The sequence below is a fragment of the Rhizobium sp. WSM4643 genome (assembly GCF_025152745.1).
Taxonomy (GTDB): domain Bacteria; phylum Pseudomonadota; class Alphaproteobacteria; order Rhizobiales; family Rhizobiaceae; genus Rhizobium; species Rhizobium leguminosarum_I.
Genome location: NZ_CP104040.1, coordinates 2,947,555 through 2,963,888, shown reverse-complemented (window position 1 = coordinate 2,963,888; position 16,334 = coordinate 2,947,555). Strand labels below are relative to the sequence as shown.

The window sequence follows — 16,334 nt, the reverse complement described above, 5'->3', positions numbered from 1 at the left end:
GTATGGCGGGCAAAATTCTTGCTGCCCTTGTCTTTTGTTCGCAGCATCTTAAATAAGGGTTCGCAATCGCTGCCGCGGTTCAAAGCCTGTGGATAAGGCTTTTTCCGTATTTTTGTGGGCTTTTTTTCTGGAAAAGCTTGACGAGAACAAAAAATGTGGGAATCACCGTTCGACTTGTTGAATGGTGAACTGGGTCAAGGCGGATCGCGCAACCATGACCGGAAATCCAAAAGCAAGAAAGCTTTGCTGTCCGGTGCCGGTAATCGTGGTTAATCAGGCTTTAAATGTCATCCCGTTAGGTGGGCAAAGGTGATTCGAGGGCGGCGCGTGCGGCGCGTCAGGCCCTGAGACAGCCCGTTCACCGTAGCGAGATTGGATAGCGTCAGGAAGGCGACGATATAAATGGCAACCAAGGTCAAAGAGAACGAAGACGCGGAAGTCGAACGCGACGGCGCAAGCGACGGCCCTCTTCTCGATCTTTCCGACGACGCGGTCAAGAAGATGATCAAAGCCGCCAAGAAGCGCGGCTATGTGACCATGGACGAGCTTAACGCGGTCCTGCCGTCCGAAGAAGTGACGTCCGAGCAGATCGAAGACACGATGTCGATGCTGTCCGACATGGGCATCAACGTCATCGAAGACGAGGAAGCCGAGGAAGCCGGTGCTTCTGGCGGCAGCGATGACGACGACGCCGGCGGCGAGGAGGAGAGCGAAGGCGGCGAACTCGCGCCTTCGAGCGGCACGGCGCTGGCGACCGCCAAGAAGAAAGAACCGACCGACCGTACCGACGATCCGGTTCGCATGTACCTGCGCGAGATGGGCTCGGTGGAGCTTCTGTCCCGCGAGGGCGAAATTGCGATCGCCAAGCGCATCGAGGCCGGCCGCGAAACGATGATCGCGGGCCTCTGTGAGAGCCCGCTGACCTTCCAGGCGCTGATCATCTGGCGCGACGAGCTCAATGAAGGCACGACGCTGCTGCGCGAGATCATCGATCTCGAAACGACCTATTCCGGCCCTGAAGCCAAGGCTGCGCCGCAGTTCCAGAGCCCGGAGAAGATCGAGGCCGATCGCAAGCTCGCAGAAGAGAAGGAAAAGACCCGTCGCGCCCGCTCCGGTGACGACGACATCACCGATGTCGGCGGCGAAGGCCTGCCTCCCGAAGAGGAGGAAGAGGACGAAGACGAATCCAACCTTTCGCTGGCGGCGATGGAAGCCGAGCTTCGCCCGCAGGTGATGGAGACGCTGGATACGATCGCCGAGACCTACAAGAAGCTGCGCAAGCTGCAGGACCAGCAGGTCGAGCAGCGGCTGTCGGCTTCCGGCACGCTGTCCACTGCCCAGGAGCGCCGCTACAAGGAACTCAAGGATGAACTGATCAAGGCCGTCAAGTCTCTGTCCTTGAACCAGAACCGCATCGACGCCTTGGTCGAGCAGCTCTACGACATCAATAAGCGCCTCGTTTCCAACGAGGGTCGCCTGCTGCGTCTGGCCGAATCCTACGGCGTCAAGCGCGACTCCTTCCTGGAGCAGTATCAGGGCGCCGAGCTCGATCCGAATTGGATGAAGTCGATCGGCAATCTGGCCGCCCGCGGCTGGAAGGAATTCGCCAGGGGCGAAAACACGACGATCCGCGACATTCGCCAGGAAATCCAGAATCTGGCGACCGAGACCGGTATCTCGATCTCGGAATTCCGCCGCATCGTCCATATGGTGCAGAAGGGCGAGCGCGAAGCGCGTATCGCCAAGAAGGAAATGGTCGAAGCGAATCTTCGCCTGGTCATCTCCATCGCCAAGAAATATACGAACCGCGGCCTGCAGTTCCTCGACCTCATTCAGGAAGGCAATATCGGCCTGATGAAAGCGGTCGACAAGTTCGAATACCGCCGCGGTTACAAGTTCTCGACCTATGCGACATGGTGGATCCGTCAGGCGATCACCCGTTCGATCGCCGACCAGGCCCGCACGATCCGCATTCCGGTGCACATGATCGAGACGATCAACAAGATCGTCCGCACGTCGCGCCAGATGCTGCACGAAATCGGCCGCGAGCCGACGCCGGAAGAGTTGGCCGAAAAGCTGGCCATGCCGCTCGAAAAGGTCCGCAAGGTCCTGAAGATCGCCAAGGAGCCGATCTCGCTCGAAACCCCGGTGGGTGACGAAGAGGATTCGCATCTCGGCGATTTCATCGAGGACAAGAACGCGCTGCTGCCGATCGACGCCGCCATCCAGGCGAACTTACGCGAGACGACGACCCGCGTTCTTGCCTCGCTGACACCACGCGAAGAACGTGTTCTGCGCATGCGCTTCGGCATCGGCATGAACACCGACCACACGCTCGAAGAAGTCGGTCAGCAGTTCTCGGTCACCCGCGAACGTATCCGACAGATCGAGGCGAAGGCGCTGCGCAAGCTCAAGCATCCGAGCCGCTCCAGAAAGCTGAGAAGCTTCCTCGACAGTTAAGGCTTCGGCCACGTCGTTCTGATTGGAAAAGCCGGGCTGCGTGCCCGGCTTTTGCTTTTGTGATTAATACCAATGATCCCGGCATCTTTCTTGTCCCTCCACGGTGACAAGCCTATAATCCGGCCACGGGGGAAGGCATCGATCGCAACCCGCGAGCGAGGGCTGACGTGTGCCTGTGTGAACGAATCCTCCGCTAGATCCGGATAGTTTCAGCCCCGACAGGCCTGAAATCTGAATTCGGATCCACATCAAAGAAATAGAGCATGACGTCGTCCGAAAACGGCTGACACTTTTTCGGCGCCATGCTCTGGGAGGTGCGACATGACCACTTACATTCTTTTGATCAATTGGACGGATCAGGGCATCCGCAATGTCCGCGACTCGGCAAAACGGCTCGATGCGGCGAAGAAGTTGCTCGCCGGCGTCGGCGGCTCCTTCAACCAGTTCTTTCTGACGATGGGCGGGCACGACATGGTCGCCGTCTGCGAGGCGCCCGATGACGCGGTCATGGCGCATTTTACCCTCTCGCTGGCGATGGGCGGCAATGTCCGCACGGAGACGCTGAAGGCGTTCCCGGAGGCCGCCTACCGGGATCTCATCGGCTCGCTCGGGTAACCGGAGCCGGCGACCGTCGATCTTAGATGTTGCGGAGCACTCGCTGCGCTGGCAGTGTTGCGGCGTGCTTCAATTTCCGCGGCAGGCTCCGGCCCGACTTTTCGGCAAGCTCATGATGAAAGCGCTCCTCAGTTTCATGATCGTCATCGATCGTCCGACAGGCGCTTCCTGACCGATGGAACTGGCGGCGGGCAAATGGGATGACGGGATCCAGCGGGGCGCTGCGGCGTCGTTCGCGCTGCATGCCATCGCGATCCTGCTCCTGCTGCTGCTGTTGCCGAAGGCCGAGCCGCCGCTGCCATTGCCGGATGACGGCCTCTCAGTGGAGATCGTCCCGCAGGCTGTGGAATCGCTGAACATGCCCGAGCCTGTCAAGGCGCCTTCGCCGGAACAGGCAAAGCCTGAAGCGGCAAAACCCGAAGCCGAGCCGGCGGTGCCGGTTACAAATAATCCGCCTGCCGCGGCAATGCCTTCAGTGGCACCGATCACTTTGCCAATGCCAAAGCCGACGGAATTCGTCGAGGCAAGACAGCTGTTTTCCGACAAGGTCCTTGCCGATCCGCGCAGCCGCCGCGCCCGCGAGGCGCTGCGCGGCCTTGCCGGCAGCGAGCGCAATCTGCAGCTCTGTGATCTCGAGGCGCTGGAGCAGGTCCGCCAGGCGCAGCCGGCCATGGCGCCGGATGCGCTTGCGCCCTATGCGATGGCGGCGGAGAAGGTCAGCGGCAACAGCGTCGAGGTGAAGGGCGGCGCCTTCCGCAGCAAACGGAAATGGTACAACATCCAGTTTAAATGTGAGCTTGATGCCGGCTCCGGCAAGGTGGTGTCCTTTGCCTTTCTCGTCGGCGATGCCATTCCGCAAGGCGAATGGCAAGAGCACAATCTGGTGGCCGACGATGGAGCCGTCGACCAATAACTCTCGTCGCTGCTGCGATCACGCGGTTTTTTTCTTTTGTGGCTTGATGCTGCCGGCTTTAGAGGCCACATCGCTGCTGTGACAGAAGAAGACGTAGAACCGGCGGAAACGCAGCGCGAAACGGGAAAGCAGCGGCCTGAAATCCGCTGGGGCGTCGTCGCGTCCGTTGTTGCGCATATTCCTATCCTTGCTCTTCTGATTTTCGGGCTGCCGACGATCGAGCCGAAGCCTGTTGAAGACGAGAGCGTGAAGGTGGAGCTCGTTCCGCCGCCGGAGGAGAAGAAACCGGAGCCCAAGGAAAAACCACCGGAGCCGAAGCCGCCGGAAGAGGCCAAGAAGGAACCACCTCCGCCTCCGCCGCCGCCTCCACCACCGCCACCGCCTACGGTACGGCAAGACTCCCGAGCAAGCCAAGCCGAAGCCTATGCTGACTCTGAGCCCTGTCATCGAGTTTGGCGAGAGGAATAGCGGCCCCGAAAAGTCGTTGGCGGGAAACTCTCCTCAGGGCGAAACCAAACCCGCACCAACTCCGCCGCAGCACGATGCCGAACCGGCGCAGATGCCGACAAAGGCTGCTGCAGAAAAACCAAAAACTGAGGAGCCTCCTTCAAAGCCGGTGCCGGACGATGTGAAGCTTCCTGAGGTCGCGACGACTGACGTTTCCCCAGAGCGTAATGGGCCGCCGACAGGCGTCTCTGGCGAAGCCAATACAAGTATCGAGCGGGCCAAGCCGCCGGAGCAGCAGACCGCTGAGAAACCGAAAGTGATAGCTAAAGACGATCTGCCCAAGGCAAAAACTCTGTTTTCACGGACGGAAGATGGCAGTTTGTTTGCGCAAACTGCGGTCAGCGGTCTTCCGCGCAAAGAGCGAGTGGCCACGCTTTGCGCCACCGAGCTTCAGGGCCAACTCGTTCACGGTTCGCCGCGTTATTTCCCGTCCGCATTGCCTAGTTTTGGATTGCGAACCGGTACCATCCTTGATGTGAGAGATGCCGCCTTTGGCACGGTCAAGGGCTGGTACCAGGTTCGTTTTCGTTGCGAGGTGGATGAGGAAGCCACGAAAGTCGTATCGTTTGCCCACGAAGTTGGTGGATTGATCCCCCGCAGTCAGTATGCGAAATATGAAATTCGTGACTAGTCCTAGCGATCCTGGATTGCGTCTCATTCGGGAACAAGCCACGCGCAAGGAACCGCACCTAGCCTTTTCTCATGGCCGTGATGATTCCGGTGAAGAAGAGGACAGATGATATGTCGAACGAGTTTGAGCTTTTTTTTGAGCGACAGGACGAAGCCGTGAGTGCGGTGTTCCTGGAAAACAAAGGCGATGAGCTGACCGATATTTTGGTGGCTGCTCTGGAAGAGGCTTTCGAAATCCTTCTTGAAGCCGCGCCCGCCGAAACCGTTCATTGAGGTCGCAGAGGGCTCGCTCAGTCTGCCAATGTGTGCTGACCGATCGCGCCGCTTGCGGTGCCCCGCCTTGTCGGGATAATGCGCCAGCATCAATGGCCCAGATATCATGTCGATTTCCCAAGAGGATCAACCCTCGTCGGCGGGCGCGCTTGATGCCCGTCTGGCCGGTTATCGGTTCGAACGCGATGCGCTCGGCCGTTCCGTCGCGCGCGTCTTCCGGCTGGAAGCTCTCGGATTGCCGACGCTTTATCTGAAAGTCGAAGAGGCCGGTCCCTTCGGCGAGCTCGCTGACGAAGCAGACAGGCTTCATTGGCTCAAGGCTTCCGGTCTGCCATGTCCCGATATCATCGCGGAGGACAGCGATGGTGTGCACAATCGGCTGCTGATCAGCGCGCTCCCAGGGAGTGATCTCGCCAGCGCATCGGTGCTGACGCCGCTTGCGCGGGTCGAGCTGTTGGCTGCGGCGCTCCTCGAACTGCATCGCCTGCCGATCGCATCCTGCCCCTTCGATCATCGGCTGGAGGCACGTATGGCGGCGGCGAAAGCACGGATGCAGGCCGGCATAGTCGACGAGACCGATTTCGACGAGACGCGGCTTGGAAAGAGTGCCGAAGCTCTGTTTGCCGAACTCCAAAGCGGGAGGCCGGACCGCGAGGATCTCGTCGTTACCCATGGTGATGCCTGCCTGCCGAATTTCATCGCTTTGGAAGACGGGTTCTCCGGCTATATCGACTGCAGTCGTCTCGGCGTCGCCGACCGCTATCAGGATATCGCGCTCGCCTGCAGCAGCATCGCCTATAATTTCGGAGAGGCGCTGGTGCAGCCCTTCCTTGATCGCTACGGCATGCCGGCCACGGATCTGGCGAGACTCGATTATTATCAGCTGCTCGACGAATTCTTCTAGGCAAGCATCTTAGCCGCAATGATTGCGTCATCTCACGGCGGCTGGCAGAGTGGCCAGGATCGGACCTGCGGGCAGAGAATGGCGAAAAACCAGTTCAGGATGTTGCGCTCGGCGATATCAGGCGTCGAAGCGGTGGAGGCGGAAACGCATCATAGCTTCGCTCGGCATACGCATGAGCAGTTCGGCATCGGCCTGATTTCCGCCGGGGCGCAGTCGTCGCTCAGCGGCCGCGGCATGGTGGAGGCTGAGGCCGGCGACATCATCACGGTCAATCCGAACGAGGTGCATGACGGCGCGCCGATCGGCGAGGGCCGATCCTGGCGCATCCTCTATTTCGATCCCGGCATCGTCACCGGCCTATCGCGAGAGATCAGCGAAGGCGGGGCAGGGCGACTGGAAATCCCGCATCCCGTTATCCGCAATGCGGCGATCGCCGCCCGCTTCGAAACGCTATTTGGTGCAGTGACCGGCGGCAGGGCGGCGGACGAGTTGCTGCATGAAGAACTAAGTCTGCAATTCGTCGCCGACCTCATGCGTGAGCGCTGCGGTACCGAAGACCGGCCGCTGGTGCCGGCGTCGATCCGCGCGGCCCGAGACCTGATCGACGACGATCCGCTTGCCGCCGTCTCGCTTGCCGATCTCTCCAGGGAAAGCGGGCTCAGCCGCTTCCAGGTGCTGCGCGGTTTTGCCAAGGCGACCGGCTTGACGCCGCATGCCTATCTCGTCCAGGCCCGCATCCATATCGCTCGCCGGCTGATCGCTCAGGGCATGCCGCTGGCGGAAGCGGCCTTTGCCAGCGGCTTTGCCGACCAGAGCCACATGACGCGGGTCTTCGTGCGCAAATACGGTCTGTCGCCGCGCCTCTATGCCGGCGCCTTTCTCTGAGCGGTGCCGGCATATCGCGCTTCGTCACCGGCACGGAGATGCTTGCTGAGGCACGAGTTCAAAACCCAAGGATGACACGCATCCCCGTCGCACAGCCCCTTTATACAGCAACGGCAACGTACAAGGATGAGGGCTGATCGTGGGTGCCGCGGGCTGCCACCTCTCTCCAGCCTCATCCTTGAGGAGCCCCGAAGGGCCTCGAAGGACGGGCTGGCCGCCGCGCTTTAGTTCTTTGTTTTATGCCTGCAATTTCGTTCAAGACCCTGATCCATCCCTGCTGTTTTCTCGGCGCAACCAACAGGGAGACGCTGAATGTCGAAGCAGGTTCAAGGTTATGTCTATCTGGCGCTGGCGATGCTAACGGTCGGAAGCACTGTTATCGCAAGCAAGCTGATCGCGTCGGGTCTGCCGCCATTCAGCGCCACCGCGTTGCGCTTTGCCATCGCCTTTCCCCTCTTTCTCCTGCCGATGTGGGCGACCGGCGCGCGGCTGCCGAGGTTTTCCCGACATGACCGGCTCATCCTCATCATCCAGGCCGGGGCCGGCAGCGTCGGTTATACGACGCTGCTGATCTCCGGCCTCAGCTTGACCTCGGCGGCCGATGCCGGCGTCATCATCGGCACGCTGCCGGTGGTTTCGGCCGCAATCTCCATCCTGCTGCTTCGCGAACGGCCGCAGCGTGCCCTGCTTCTTGCGGTAGCGCTTGCGACATCAGGCGTGCTGTCGATCGCCTTCACGCCGGATGCGGCAGGCGGATCATTGGCCGGCAATGCGTTGATCTTCTGCGCCGTCGTCTGCGAGGGGTTGTTCATCCTGCTCAACAAAAGATTGAAAACGGAGATTGCGCCGCTTGCGCAGTCGACGCTGATGGCCGGCATCGGTTTTATCGTCGCCGCCATCCCCGCCATGTTCGAAGTGCCTTTCGCACATGGTATTTCCGCAAGCGCTGTCGCCGCCGTCGTCTATTATGCGCTGGTGCCCACCGTCGGCGGATTTCTGCTGTGGTATGCGGGGGCAGAAAGGGTGAGCGGCACGGAGGCGGCGCTCTTTACCGCGTTGGCTCCGGTTTCCGCCGTCATGCTTGCGTTCGTCATCCTTGGCGAGCCGGTCGGGCTTAACCAGATCGCCGGCATTGCCTGCGTGCTTGCGGCCGTGCTCGGGCTTGCCTTTGCCGGGAGCCGTACAGTGAAACTTGCCGGGGGGAGATAGATCATGCAGTTCAGCCATTCCGATGCCATATGGCAGGCTTTTCCCGAGCTTCGCGCCGGTGCGCTGCATGCGGGAGGGATCCATGCGGAAGCCGATGTCGAGGCGGCGATCGCAGACTTCAATGCAATCGCCGAGGCCCGGCTGGCCAAAGCGCAGGAAGGCGAATTTCCCGAGATCCAGGCTTGGCGGCGCGGCTTTTCCCGCATGGGGCTGAAGCCGACGCAATATCGCTGCGCTTCCGAGGCGCTGCTGCGTCGCTTCCGCCAGGAACATGCACTGCCGCGCCTGCATCCGCTCATCGATCTCTGCAATGCGATTTCGCTCGCCTTTGCCATTCCGATCGCGGTCTTCGACACTGAAAAGATCGCTGGCGATCTCGAAGTCCGGCGCGCCAGAGGTGACGAGACCTATCTGACCTTCGCCGGCGAGAGCGAACATCCGGAGGCGAACGAAGTGATCTTTGCAGACGGTGATGACAGGGCGCATGCGCGGCGCTGGACGAACCGGCAGAGCGGGCTTTCGGCGGTGCGGGAGACCACGCGCTCGGTGCTGATCGTCGCCGAGGCTCTGCACGCCTCCGCCGGCGACGACATCGCCAGGCTGATCGAAACAGTTGCAGATGCGCTTGCACGGCACTGGCCGGCGGCGCCGAAAACGGCGATGCTAAGTCCGGTATCGCCGCGTTTCGAGTTCTAGTGGCGCAGCATTTCAGGGAAAGCTGCATTCGAGCCCTTGGGCCGGCCGCATGCCGCCCTATCTCTATGCGATCGATAGCTTCTGGAGACGAACCCGATGTCAGATAAGTCGATCAAGATTCCGGGGCCGGATCATCCGATCACCGTCGAGCACAATCCCTCCCGTGTCGTCGTCACGCTCGGCGGCAAGACGATTGCCGATACCCGCAATGCGCTGACGCTGCGCGAGGCCTCCTATCCGCCGGTGCAGTATATTCCGCGCAGGGATGTGGACATGTCGCTGCTTCAACGCACCGACCACAGCAGCCATTGCCCCTATAAGGGCGACGCCTCCTATTACAGCATCATTCCGGGCGGCGAGCGCTCGAAGAATGCCGTCTGGACCTACGAGGCGCCGAATGCCGCGGTCAGCAGCATCAAGGACCATCTCGCCTTCTATCCCGACCGTGTCGATGGCATCGAGGAGATGGCGTCTCCGGAAGCCGGCGCCTTCTGACGATACGCATGACACGGAAACCCGTTTCGGCGGAACTTGTGTGCTGCCAGCTCGTTAGGCTCATTTAGCGGGGGTGCGCGGGGGTGCGTCGTGCCGAAATTCTACTTTCAACTTTTCGATCGTGATGGCGCCGGGACGACCGAGACGGCCTACGATTTTGAATCCATCGAAGCCGCGAAAGCGGAGGCACGGCGCGTGTTGGCTGAGATGGCCGCCGAAGGCCTGCCTGCTGCACCTCTGAACATGATGTCGGTGGAACTCTTCGATGAAAGCCGTACGCCGCTTGCGGAAATACGACTGATTCTCGAAGAAATTCCGAAGTAGCCGTGATCGGTTTACTGGGCTGTGATCCCCCTCGATCCAGACCAAAGCATTCGGAAACTATGTCAAATTTAATTGCCCGCGGTGAAGGCGGGACTTAGCGTCGCGCTAATCGACCGAGTCGGATTGGTGCGTATGTGTAATCGGCGGCAACCTTTGAACGGCCGCCGCTATCGTAAGACGTCGAGCCATTCATTGCTGAAGACGAGACTGGCAACCGTGACCGGCTCGCCGCTTTCGTCGCGAACGGTGACGGCGATGGTCATGCGATCACCTGCGGGCAGTTCGTCACGGGCCACATCCAGCAGGATGCGGGTCACTTCTTTCGGAATGTCTTCGCGAGATTTGAGCTCGGTGCCGTGCTCGTCGCGCGTGGGACCTTCGCCGTTGTGTAGATCGAAATAGTAGCGAGCCATGTTTCTTCCTGCGCGTCACAGGGAGAAATCACAGAGAAGACAATTGTTCCGACGTTAGGCATTGATTCTTAAAGAAAATACAGGTCGCATCGAAATGATCGGGAGACTTTTCCTATATCGGCAGACAAGCCCGTGATCGAGCCGCTGCTGCTGAACCTTGGAAGTCGCGATGTGTTGTCGGCCGAGGAGGAAAGTCATCTCAGAGCGATCATCGTCAAGGAGAGGCACTTCCTTGCCGGAGAGGATCTCGTCTCCGAAGGAAGCCGTCCGACCTACAGCACGCTGCTGCTCGATGGTTTTGCGGCCCGCTACAGGGTGATGGCCGATGGCAGTCGTCAGATCACCGCGCTGCACGTCGCTGGCGATTTTGTCGATCTGCACGCTTTCCCAATCAAGAAGATGGATCATGGCGTCGTTGCGATGTCGTCCTGTCGCGTCGCTTTCGCCGATCACGCCGACCTCAGGGCGATCACCGAACGCATGCCGCATCTGACCCGGCTGCTCTGGCTCGACACGCTAGTCGATGGCGCCATCCACCGCGAGTGGATCGTCGCCATGGGCCGGCGCTCCAAGCGCGCCCATATCGCCCATCTCGTCTGCGAGCTCTTCGTGCGGCTGCAGGTGGTGAAGCGGACGCGCGGCCCAAGCTTCCAGTTTCCTTTGACGCAGATCGAGATGGCCGACGTGCTCGGCGTCTCCGTCGTCCACCTGAACAAGACATTGCAGGCCCTAAGGCGCGAGGGCGTGTTCACCTGGGAGAATCGGACGATTACCATCGTCGACTGGGAACGCCTGCAGGAGATCGCCGAATTCGATCCCGGCTATCTCAGCATCTCCAGGGAGCCGCGCTAAACGTCAACGGCTCTTGCACATAAAGAGGGTTTGCAACATGCTGCCGGTCTATAGTAGTTGACGGGCATCATCCACATCATGAATAGTCTTCAAGCGGTCGATCTCAACCTCCTCGTCGCCTTCGACGCGATCATGGCGGAGCGCAGCGTCACCCGGGCTGGCGCCCGCATCGGCCGCACCCAGCCGGCGATGAGTGCAGCACTTGCCAGGTTACGGCAGCTTTTTCAGGATGAGCTCTTCGTGCGCAGCCCGAGCGGATTGGAGCCGACACCGCGGGCGCTCGATCTGGCCGAGCCGATCGGAAAATCTCTGCGGCATGCGCAAGAGGCGCTGGCTTTCAGTGGCGTCTTCGATCCGCGGTCGTCATCGGCTTCGTTCCGGCTCGGTCTTTCCGAACATCCAGCCTTCGTGCTTCTGCCGAAGCTGCTGGCGGCGATCAGGCAGGCCGCGCCAAAAATCAGCGTCGACGTCAAGGGTTTCGTTGCCCGGGAAAGGGCGGTGGAGATGCTCGACGCCGGCGAGGTGGATGCGGCGGTCGGCGTGCCGGTCTCCTCGTCGCCACGCATCCTTTCCCGGCTGCTTTTCGAGGAGAGCTTCGTTTCGATCGTCCGCGCCGATCATCCCGCGGCAAGGGGTCTTGATCTCGAAACCTTCGTCGCTCTCGACCACCTGCTCGTATCACCGGAAGGCGATCGTTATGGCCATGTCGACCGGAAGCTTTCGGAATTCGGTCTGCGCCGCAGGCTCGGCCTGACGTTGCCGCAAATGTATGCGGCGCCGGCGATCGTCGCCGAGACCGATCTCGTCGCCACGCTGATGCGCGGCGTCGTCGAGGTCTCGGACAGCCGCGCCCGGCTGTCGATCCACAAGCCGCCGATCGAACTGCTGCCGGTCTCCTTTGCGCTGTCATGGCATCGCCGCAACGATTCCCATGTCGGGCAGCAGTGGTTCCGCGAACTGATCCGCTCCGTCGCGGCCGCGAAGCAGGATCAATCCGAGGAATTGCGCTGATCCCTCTTTTGGGATCAGCCGCCTCGTTTAGAGCATGATGCCGAAAAGTGTGAGCGGTTTTCGGACGACATCATGCTCTAACTCTTTCATTGAGAACAGATTCAGACTTTAGGCCGAACAGGCCTAAAACCATCCTGTTCTAGGGTCTCACCAAGGTCTTGCCTCGGGCGCCGCCCTTCGAAAGAGACCGCAAAGCCTCAACCGTGTCCGCAAGGGCGAACTCCTGGCCGATGACGCTTTGGAGACGACGATCTGCGGCAAGTTCTGCCACTGCGGCCAGGCGACCGGCATCGCTCTCATGAAAGAGAAACTGCGCATCGATGCCGCGCGCCTTCGGCCCTTCGGTGTCGAACGGTGCCGAAAGGCCGATAAGCTTGCCGCCGGGGCGGATGATGCCGAGCGAGCGCTCCAGCGTTTCGCCGCCGACCGCGTCGATCACCAGGTCGACGGCCCGAGCGAAGGCAGTAAAATCCTGGTTGCGATAGTCGATCACTTCGTCAGCGCCAAGCGAGCGGACGAGGTCAAGATTGGCCGCAGAGGCTGTCGCCGTCACATACGCGCCGGCAAGCCTTGCGAGCTGAACCGCGAAACTGCCAACGCCGCCAGCGCTGGCATGGATGAGCACCGATTGGCTGGGCTGGACCGCTGCTGCCTCGAACAGCGCCTGCCAGGCGGTGGCCGCTGCCGTCGGCAGGCCGGCAAAGTTTAAAAGCGGCAGATCGCGCGGAATTGGAACAACCAGTCGGGCGGGCACGGCCGCCAGTTCGGCGAAGGCGCCGCCGCTCGTTGGGTCTGTGCGCGCGATCACTCTTACACCTGGCCTGACGGTGGCGACGAGCGGACCTGTTGCCACCACCGTTCCAGCGAGATCGGTTCCGAGCGTATAGGGGAAGGCGAGGGGGAAGAAGTCCTTCAGATATCCGGCAAGCAGCTTGTTATCCATTGGATTGAGGGCGGCTGCCTCGACGCGGATGAGCACCTCGTCGAGGCCGGGTACCGGCTCCGGCACATCCTCGATCCGGATATCATCGATTACACCGTGGGCATAGATACGGGCGGCCTTCATCACGCGCTCTCCGGATGCAGGGACACCGCCTTCGGCGGCCAAGCGCCGAGTTGGTGCAGCATGCCGAACCAGTCCTCGAGGTGCCAGGTATGGGAGATCCTGTCGCCTTCGAAGCGGTGGAATTCATGGAGCGCGATCTCGATCCGGCGGTTCGTGGCCGGAATGCCGAAGAGCGCGCCGCGCTGGGTGCCGACAATACGGGCGCGAACGCCGGCGCGATCGTTGAAACCGATCACTTCGTCGACAACGATCTCCACATCCGGCAGGGATTCGATGAAGCCGAGAATGATCGGCTTCAGCCCAGCTGGGCCGGGACCCTGGCCGGGGGCGAGCGGAATATCCTGCCAGCCCGATGTGACGGCTTCGTCGAGAAGATCGGGGTTCTTGCGGGTGAATGCGCCGTAGAAGGTTTCAAGCGTTGCATGCTGACCTGCAGTCAGTGCGCTTGCGGTTGTATCAAAGGTCATCGAGAGCCTCTTTGTTTATGACAAGAGGAGATTAGGGCATGCGGCTGTCATATCGGAAATCGATATCCGATGTAAGCGATCATTGATAATTGATATGCTGACGAGGTGAGACCAGTACAAACCGGCGGCGGCTGCGCCTTGCGATTGACAAATCGCCCATTCGGGCAGAACACCGCTCCGACCTCTTAAAAACTCCTTATAAAGGCTGGCGCGACCGTAGCCGGCCGGTGACATCGCAATGGATATATCCCAAGGACCGGGGAGCGTTCTTCGCCACCCCGGCTATCTGAATTTCGCTGCCTCCCGCGTTTTTTCCTCGCTCTCCTTCCAGTCCATTGGCATCGCCATGGGATGGATGATCTACGACCAGACGCACAGCGCCTTTGCGCTCGGCCTCGTCGGCCTCTGCCAGTTCCTGCCGATGGTGGTGCTGACCTTCGTCGTCGGCCATGTCGCCGACCGGTTGGACCGGCGGCGCATCGGGCTTGTCTGCCAATTGATCGAGGCGGTGACGGCGCTGGTGCTGGCGATCGCTACCTGGCAGCAATGGCTGACGCCGGCCGGCATCCTCGCCGCCGTCACGGTGCTCGGCGCCGTCGTTGCCTTCGAGCGCCCGACCATGGCGGCGCTGTTGCCGAACATCGTGCCGGCCTCAATGCTGCAGAAGGCGGTTGCAACCTCGACCTCGATGATGCAGACGGCGCTGATCATCGGCCCCTCGCTCGGCGGCCTGCTTTACGGCCTCCATCCCGTCGCGCCCTTTGCAATTGCCGCGCTGCTTTTTGCCGTTGCGAGTTTCAACGTCATCTCCATCCGGATGCAATGGAGCCCTGCTAGGCGCGAGCCGGTGACGCTCGCTTCGGTCTTTGCCGGCGTCTCCTTCATCCGCAGCCGGCCGGTGATGCTCGGCACGATTTCGCTCGATCTCTTCGCGGTGCTGCTGGGCGGCGCGACCGCGCTGCTGCCAATGTTGGCCCGCGATATCCTGCAAACCGGCCCCTGGGGGCTCGGCCTTTTGCGCGCCGCGCCGGCGATCGGCGCGCTCGTGATGTCGATCGTGCTTGCGCGCCGGCCGCTCGAAAGCAATGTCGGGCGCAAGATGCTTGCCGCCGTCGCCGTGTTCGGCGTCGCCACCATCGTCTTCTCGCTTTCGACCAATATTGCACTTTCCGTCGTAGCGCTGTTCGTCGTCGGCGCGTCCGACACGGTAAGCGTCGTCGTCCGCAGCTCGCTGGTGCAGCTGCTGACGCCGGACGAGATGCGCGGCCGAGTCAGTGCCGTCAACTCGCTGTTCATCGGTACCTCCAACCAGCTCGGCGAATTCGAATCCGGCATGATGGCGGCAGCCCTCGGGCCGGTCGCCACCGGCGTTGTCGGCGGGCTCGGTACGATTGTCGTCGTGCTCCTGTGGATGCGGCTCTTCCCGGATCTCACCAAGGTCAAGACGTTACGGGGCTAGCGGATGCATGACGCGTTGAAAGCGGCGAGTGCTCCCGTTAGGTTCTCCCCAAACAACATTCGGCGGAGCCGTCCGTGACGACAAATTTTCTATCCTATGTGCTTGCGGCGTTTTTCATCTCCGTGCCGGCCGTGGCGCTGGCCGAGTGGCAGGCGGTGGAAGAGGTGCGGCCCTATTCGATATCAGGCACGTCGGGGGCCGGGCTCTATGCATCGATCGGCGAGCGTGGGCCGGAGGCGGGCGGCTTCGGCCGGGCAATCGCGCATACGACGTTCAAGCTGACCTGGACCAGGAAATACGAAGCGCAGGGAAATGCCTGCGTTATCGTGACCAACCGGCCGAAGCTCATCATCACCTATACGCTGCCGAAACCATCTGCTGCGCTGCCAGCCGCCGTGAAGAGCAGCTGGGAGGCCTTCATATCAGGCGTGCAGGCGCATGAGCGGGTGCATGGCGAGACCATCAAGGAGATGGTCAATGAGATCGAGACGATGAGCGTCGGCCTCACCATTGCCGACGATCCCGATTGCAAGAAGATCAGGATCGAGCTCACCCGACGGCTCGGCGAGATCTCCCAAAGACAACGCCAGCGCGGCCGCGACTTCGACAAGATCGAAATGGGTGATGGCGGCAATATCCAGCAGCTCATCCTCAAACTGGTCAACGGGCCCTGAACCCCAGGAAGCTGATAAGGGCGCGGTTAACCGCTCGGCAGCGGACTGGACCCGCTTGGCAAGTCTCCTATCTCTTCCGTGATAACCGGGCGCAGACACGCGAAGGAGGAGCGAGATGTCCTATGTCGATGGTTTCGTCGTGGCGGTTCCGAAGGGAAATATCGAGGCCTACAAGGAATTCTCGACCTTCGCCGGCTCGATCTGGAAGGAGTATGGCGCGCTTGAATATGTCGAATGTATCGGCGACGACGTGCCCTATGGCGAGCTGACCTCCTTTCCCCGGGCCGTGCAGGCGAAGGAGGATGAGGTGGTGGTGTTTTCCTGGATCGTCTACGGCTCGCGCCGGGAGCGCGACGATATCAATGCCAAGGTGATGGCCGATCCGAGGCTCAAGGGCGACCAGTGGCAGATGCCGTTCGACGGCAAGCGGATGATCTATGGCGGCTTCGAGACGCTGCTCAAGCTTTGAAGTTTGACTTCC

Annotated in this window: 19 protein-coding genes and 1 pseudogene; 16 read left to right on the top strand and 4 right to left on the bottom strand. The window is 61.0% G+C overall.

The features are described from left to right. Positions 1 to 402 precede the first annotated feature (402 nt). From rpoD to N1937_RS14965, 3 genes are all read left to right on the top strand, one after another. Positions 403 to 2,460 (top strand): RNA polymerase sigma factor RpoD, encoded by a 2,058-nt coding sequence (gene rpoD / locus N1937_RS14975; RefSeq protein ID WP_017965213.1) that lies wholly within the window; start codon positions 403 to 405, stop codon positions 2,458 to 2,460. Between the two features lie 321 nt (positions 2,461 to 2,781). Next, the gene (locus N1937_RS14970) at positions 2,782 to 3,075 is read left to right on the top strand and encodes a GYD domain-containing protein (protein WP_017965212.1); all 294 of its coding nucleotides are present in this window, start codon (positions 2,782 to 2,784) and stop codon (positions 3,073 to 3,075) included. Positions 3,076 to 3,250: 175 nt separating this feature from the next. Continuing rightward, positions 3,251 to 3,988, top strand: a complete 738-nt coding sequence (locus N1937_RS14965) for a DUF930 domain-containing protein (protein WP_162119562.1) — start codon at positions 3,251 to 3,253, stop codon at positions 3,986 to 3,988. An 18-nt stretch (positions 3,989 to 4,006) separates the two neighbouring features. Here the strand turns inward: N1937_RS14965 and N1937_RS14960 are convergent, their stop codons facing one another. Further along, positions 4,007 to 4,165 (bottom strand): hypothetical protein, encoded by a 159-nt coding sequence (locus N1937_RS14960; RefSeq protein ID WP_260059096.1) that lies wholly within the window; start codon positions 4,163 to 4,165, stop codon positions 4,007 to 4,009. Between N1937_RS14960 and N1937_RS14955 the strand changes: the two are divergent. The 8 genes and pseudogenes from N1937_RS14955 to N1937_RS14920 all read left to right on the top strand — a co-directional run bounded on the left by N1937_RS14955 (position 4,130) and on the right by N1937_RS14920 (position 9,911). Continuing rightward, positions 4,130 to 5,126 (top strand): annotated as a pseudogene (locus tag N1937_RS14955) (DUF930 domain-containing protein). The gene N1937_RS14960 and the pseudogene N1937_RS14955 overlap by 36 nt on opposite strands. A 110-nt stretch (positions 5,127 to 5,236) precedes the next feature. Further along, entirely contained in the window at positions 5,237 to 5,398 is a 162-nt protein-coding gene (locus tag N1937_RS14950) for a hypothetical protein (protein ID WP_168724987.1), read from the top strand. Positions 5,399 to 5,504: 106 nt separating this feature from the next. Beyond that, positions 5,505 to 6,302 carry an APH(3') family aminoglycoside O-phosphotransferase gene (locus N1937_RS14945; RefSeq protein ID WP_162119560.1) on the top strand — a complete coding sequence of 266 codons (798 nt, stop codon included), beginning with the start codon at positions 5,505 to 5,507 and terminating at the stop codon, positions 6,300 to 6,302. Between the two features lie 78 nt (positions 6,303 to 6,380). Further along, positions 6,381 to 7,187 carry an AraC family transcriptional regulator gene (locus N1937_RS14940; RefSeq protein WP_260056467.1) on the top strand — a complete coding sequence of 269 codons (807 nt, stop codon included), beginning with the start codon at positions 6,381 to 6,383 and terminating at the stop codon, positions 7,185 to 7,187. A gap of 312 nt (positions 7,188 to 7,499) precedes the next feature. Next, complete coding sequence (locus N1937_RS14935) at positions 7,500 to 8,396, top strand: DMT family transporter (protein WP_162119558.1); 897 nt, start codon at positions 7,500 to 7,502, stop codon at positions 8,394 to 8,396. Positions 8,397 to 8,399: 3 nt separating this feature from the next. Continuing rightward, positions 8,400 to 9,092, top strand: a complete 693-nt coding sequence (locus N1937_RS14930; protein ID WP_162119557.1) for a B3/B4 domain-containing protein — start codon at positions 8,400 to 8,402, stop codon at positions 9,090 to 9,092. Positions 9,093 to 9,188: 96 nt separating this feature from the next. Continuing rightward, entirely contained in the window at positions 9,189 to 9,587 is a 399-nt protein-coding gene (locus tag N1937_RS14925; RefSeq protein WP_162119556.1) for a DUF427 domain-containing protein, read from the top strand. Positions 9,588 to 9,677: 90 nt separating this feature from the next. After that, positions 9,678 to 9,911 (top strand): DUF6894 family protein, encoded by a 234-nt coding sequence (locus N1937_RS14920; RefSeq protein ID WP_162119555.1) that lies wholly within the window; start codon positions 9,678 to 9,680, stop codon positions 9,909 to 9,911. A 167-nt stretch (positions 9,912 to 10,078) separates the two neighbouring features. Here the strand turns inward: N1937_RS14920 and N1937_RS14915 are convergent, their stop codons facing one another. Beyond that, positions 10,079 to 10,324, bottom strand: a complete 246-nt coding sequence (locus N1937_RS14915; protein ID WP_162119554.1) for a DUF6894 family protein — start codon at positions 10,322 to 10,324, stop codon at positions 10,079 to 10,081. A 132-nt stretch (positions 10,325 to 10,456) separates the two neighbouring features. Here N1937_RS14915 and N1937_RS14910 point away from each other — a divergent pair, with 132 nt between their 5' ends. Both N1937_RS14910 and N1937_RS14905 read left to right on the top strand, forming a co-directional pair. Continuing rightward, on the top strand, positions 10,457 to 11,176 hold the full coding sequence (locus tag N1937_RS14910) for a Crp/Fnr family transcriptional regulator (protein ID WP_162119553.1): 720 nt from the start codon (positions 10,457 to 10,459) through the stop codon (positions 11,174 to 11,176). Between the two features lie 78 nt (positions 11,177 to 11,254). Next, entirely contained in the window at positions 11,255 to 12,187 is a 933-nt protein-coding gene (locus N1937_RS14905) for a LysR family transcriptional regulator (protein ID WP_162119552.1), read from the top strand. Between the two features lie 139 nt (positions 12,188 to 12,326). Here the strand turns inward: N1937_RS14905 and N1937_RS14900 are convergent, their stop codons facing one another. After that, a complete protein-coding gene (locus N1937_RS14900; RefSeq protein WP_260056466.1) occupies positions 12,327 to 13,253 on the bottom strand; it encodes an NADP-dependent oxidoreductase in 927 nt (308 codons plus the stop codon). Then, a complete protein-coding gene (locus N1937_RS14895; RefSeq protein ID WP_162119550.1) occupies positions 13,253 to 13,720 on the bottom strand; it encodes an ester cyclase in 468 nt (155 codons plus the stop codon). The genes N1937_RS14900 and N1937_RS14895 overlap by 1 nt, the downstream gene beginning before the upstream one ends. A 238-nt stretch (positions 13,721 to 13,958) precedes the next feature. Between N1937_RS14895 and N1937_RS14890 the strand changes: the two genes are divergently transcribed. From N1937_RS14890 to N1937_RS14880, 3 genes are all read left to right on the top strand, one after another. Beyond that, positions 13,959 to 15,179, top strand: a complete 1,221-nt coding sequence (locus tag N1937_RS14890) for an MFS transporter (RefSeq protein WP_260056465.1) — start codon at positions 13,959 to 13,961, stop codon at positions 15,177 to 15,179. Between the two features lie 74 nt (positions 15,180 to 15,253). Next, a complete protein-coding gene (locus N1937_RS14885) occupies positions 15,254 to 15,853 on the top strand; it encodes a DUF922 domain-containing Zn-dependent protease (RefSeq protein ID WP_170254912.1) in 600 nt (199 codons plus the stop codon). Between the two features lie 115 nt (positions 15,854 to 15,968). Further along, positions 15,969 to 16,322, top strand: coding sequence for a DUF1428 domain-containing protein (locus N1937_RS14880; RefSeq protein ID WP_170254915.1), 354 nt, complete (start codon positions 15,969 to 15,971; stop codon positions 16,320 to 16,322). Positions 16,323 to 16,334: the final 12 nt, after the last annotated feature.

Excerpts from the sequence above, each read along its gene's own strand:
- rpoD (WP_017965213.1), top strand. The coding sequence starts at position 403 with ATGGCAACCAAGGTCAAAGAGAACGAAGACGCGGAAGTCGAACGCGAC.
- N1937_RS14970 (WP_017965212.1), top strand. The coding sequence starts at position 2,782 with ATGACCACTTACATTCTTTTGATCAATTGGACGGATCAGGGCATCCGC.
- N1937_RS14965 (WP_162119562.1), top strand. The coding sequence starts at position 3,251 with ATGGAACTGGCGGCGGGCAAATGGGATGACGGGATCCAGCGGGGCGCT.
- N1937_RS14960 (WP_260059096.1), bottom strand. The coding sequence starts at position 4,165 with ATGCGCAACAACGGACGCGACGACGCCCCAGCGGATTTCAGGCCGCTG.
- N1937_RS14950 (WP_168724987.1), top strand. The coding sequence starts at position 5,237 with ATGTCGAACGAGTTTGAGCTTTTTTTTGAGCGACAGGACGAAGCCGTG.
- N1937_RS14945 (WP_162119560.1), top strand. The coding sequence starts at position 5,505 with ATGTCGATTTCCCAAGAGGATCAACCCTCGTCGGCGGGCGCGCTTGAT.
- N1937_RS14940 (WP_260056467.1), top strand. The coding sequence starts at position 6,381 with ATGGCGAAAAACCAGTTCAGGATGTTGCGCTCGGCGATATCAGGCGTC.
- N1937_RS14935 (WP_162119558.1), top strand. The coding sequence starts at position 7,500 with ATGTCGAAGCAGGTTCAAGGTTATGTCTATCTGGCGCTGGCGATGCTA.
- N1937_RS14930 (WP_162119557.1), top strand. The coding sequence starts at position 8,400 with ATGCAGTTCAGCCATTCCGATGCCATATGGCAGGCTTTTCCCGAGCTT.
- N1937_RS14925 (WP_162119556.1), top strand. The coding sequence starts at position 9,189 with ATGTCAGATAAGTCGATCAAGATTCCGGGGCCGGATCATCCGATCACC.
- N1937_RS14915 (WP_162119554.1), bottom strand. The coding sequence starts at position 10,324 with ATGGCTCGCTACTATTTCGATCTACACAACGGCGAAGGTCCCACGCGC.
- N1937_RS14905 (WP_162119552.1), top strand. The coding sequence starts at position 11,255 with ATGAATAGTCTTCAAGCGGTCGATCTCAACCTCCTCGTCGCCTTCGAC.
- N1937_RS14900 (WP_260056466.1), bottom strand. The coding sequence starts at position 13,253 with ATGAAGGCCGCCCGTATCTATGCCCACGGTGTAATCGATGATATCCGG.
- N1937_RS14895 (WP_162119550.1), bottom strand. The coding sequence starts at position 13,720 with ATGACCTTTGATACAACCGCAAGCGCACTGACTGCAGGTCAGCATGCA.
- N1937_RS14890 (WP_260056465.1), top strand. The coding sequence starts at position 13,959 with ATGGATATATCCCAAGGACCGGGGAGCGTTCTTCGCCACCCCGGCTAT.
- N1937_RS14880 (WP_170254915.1), top strand. The coding sequence starts at position 15,969 with ATGTCCTATGTCGATGGTTTCGTCGTGGCGGTTCCGAAGGGAAATATC.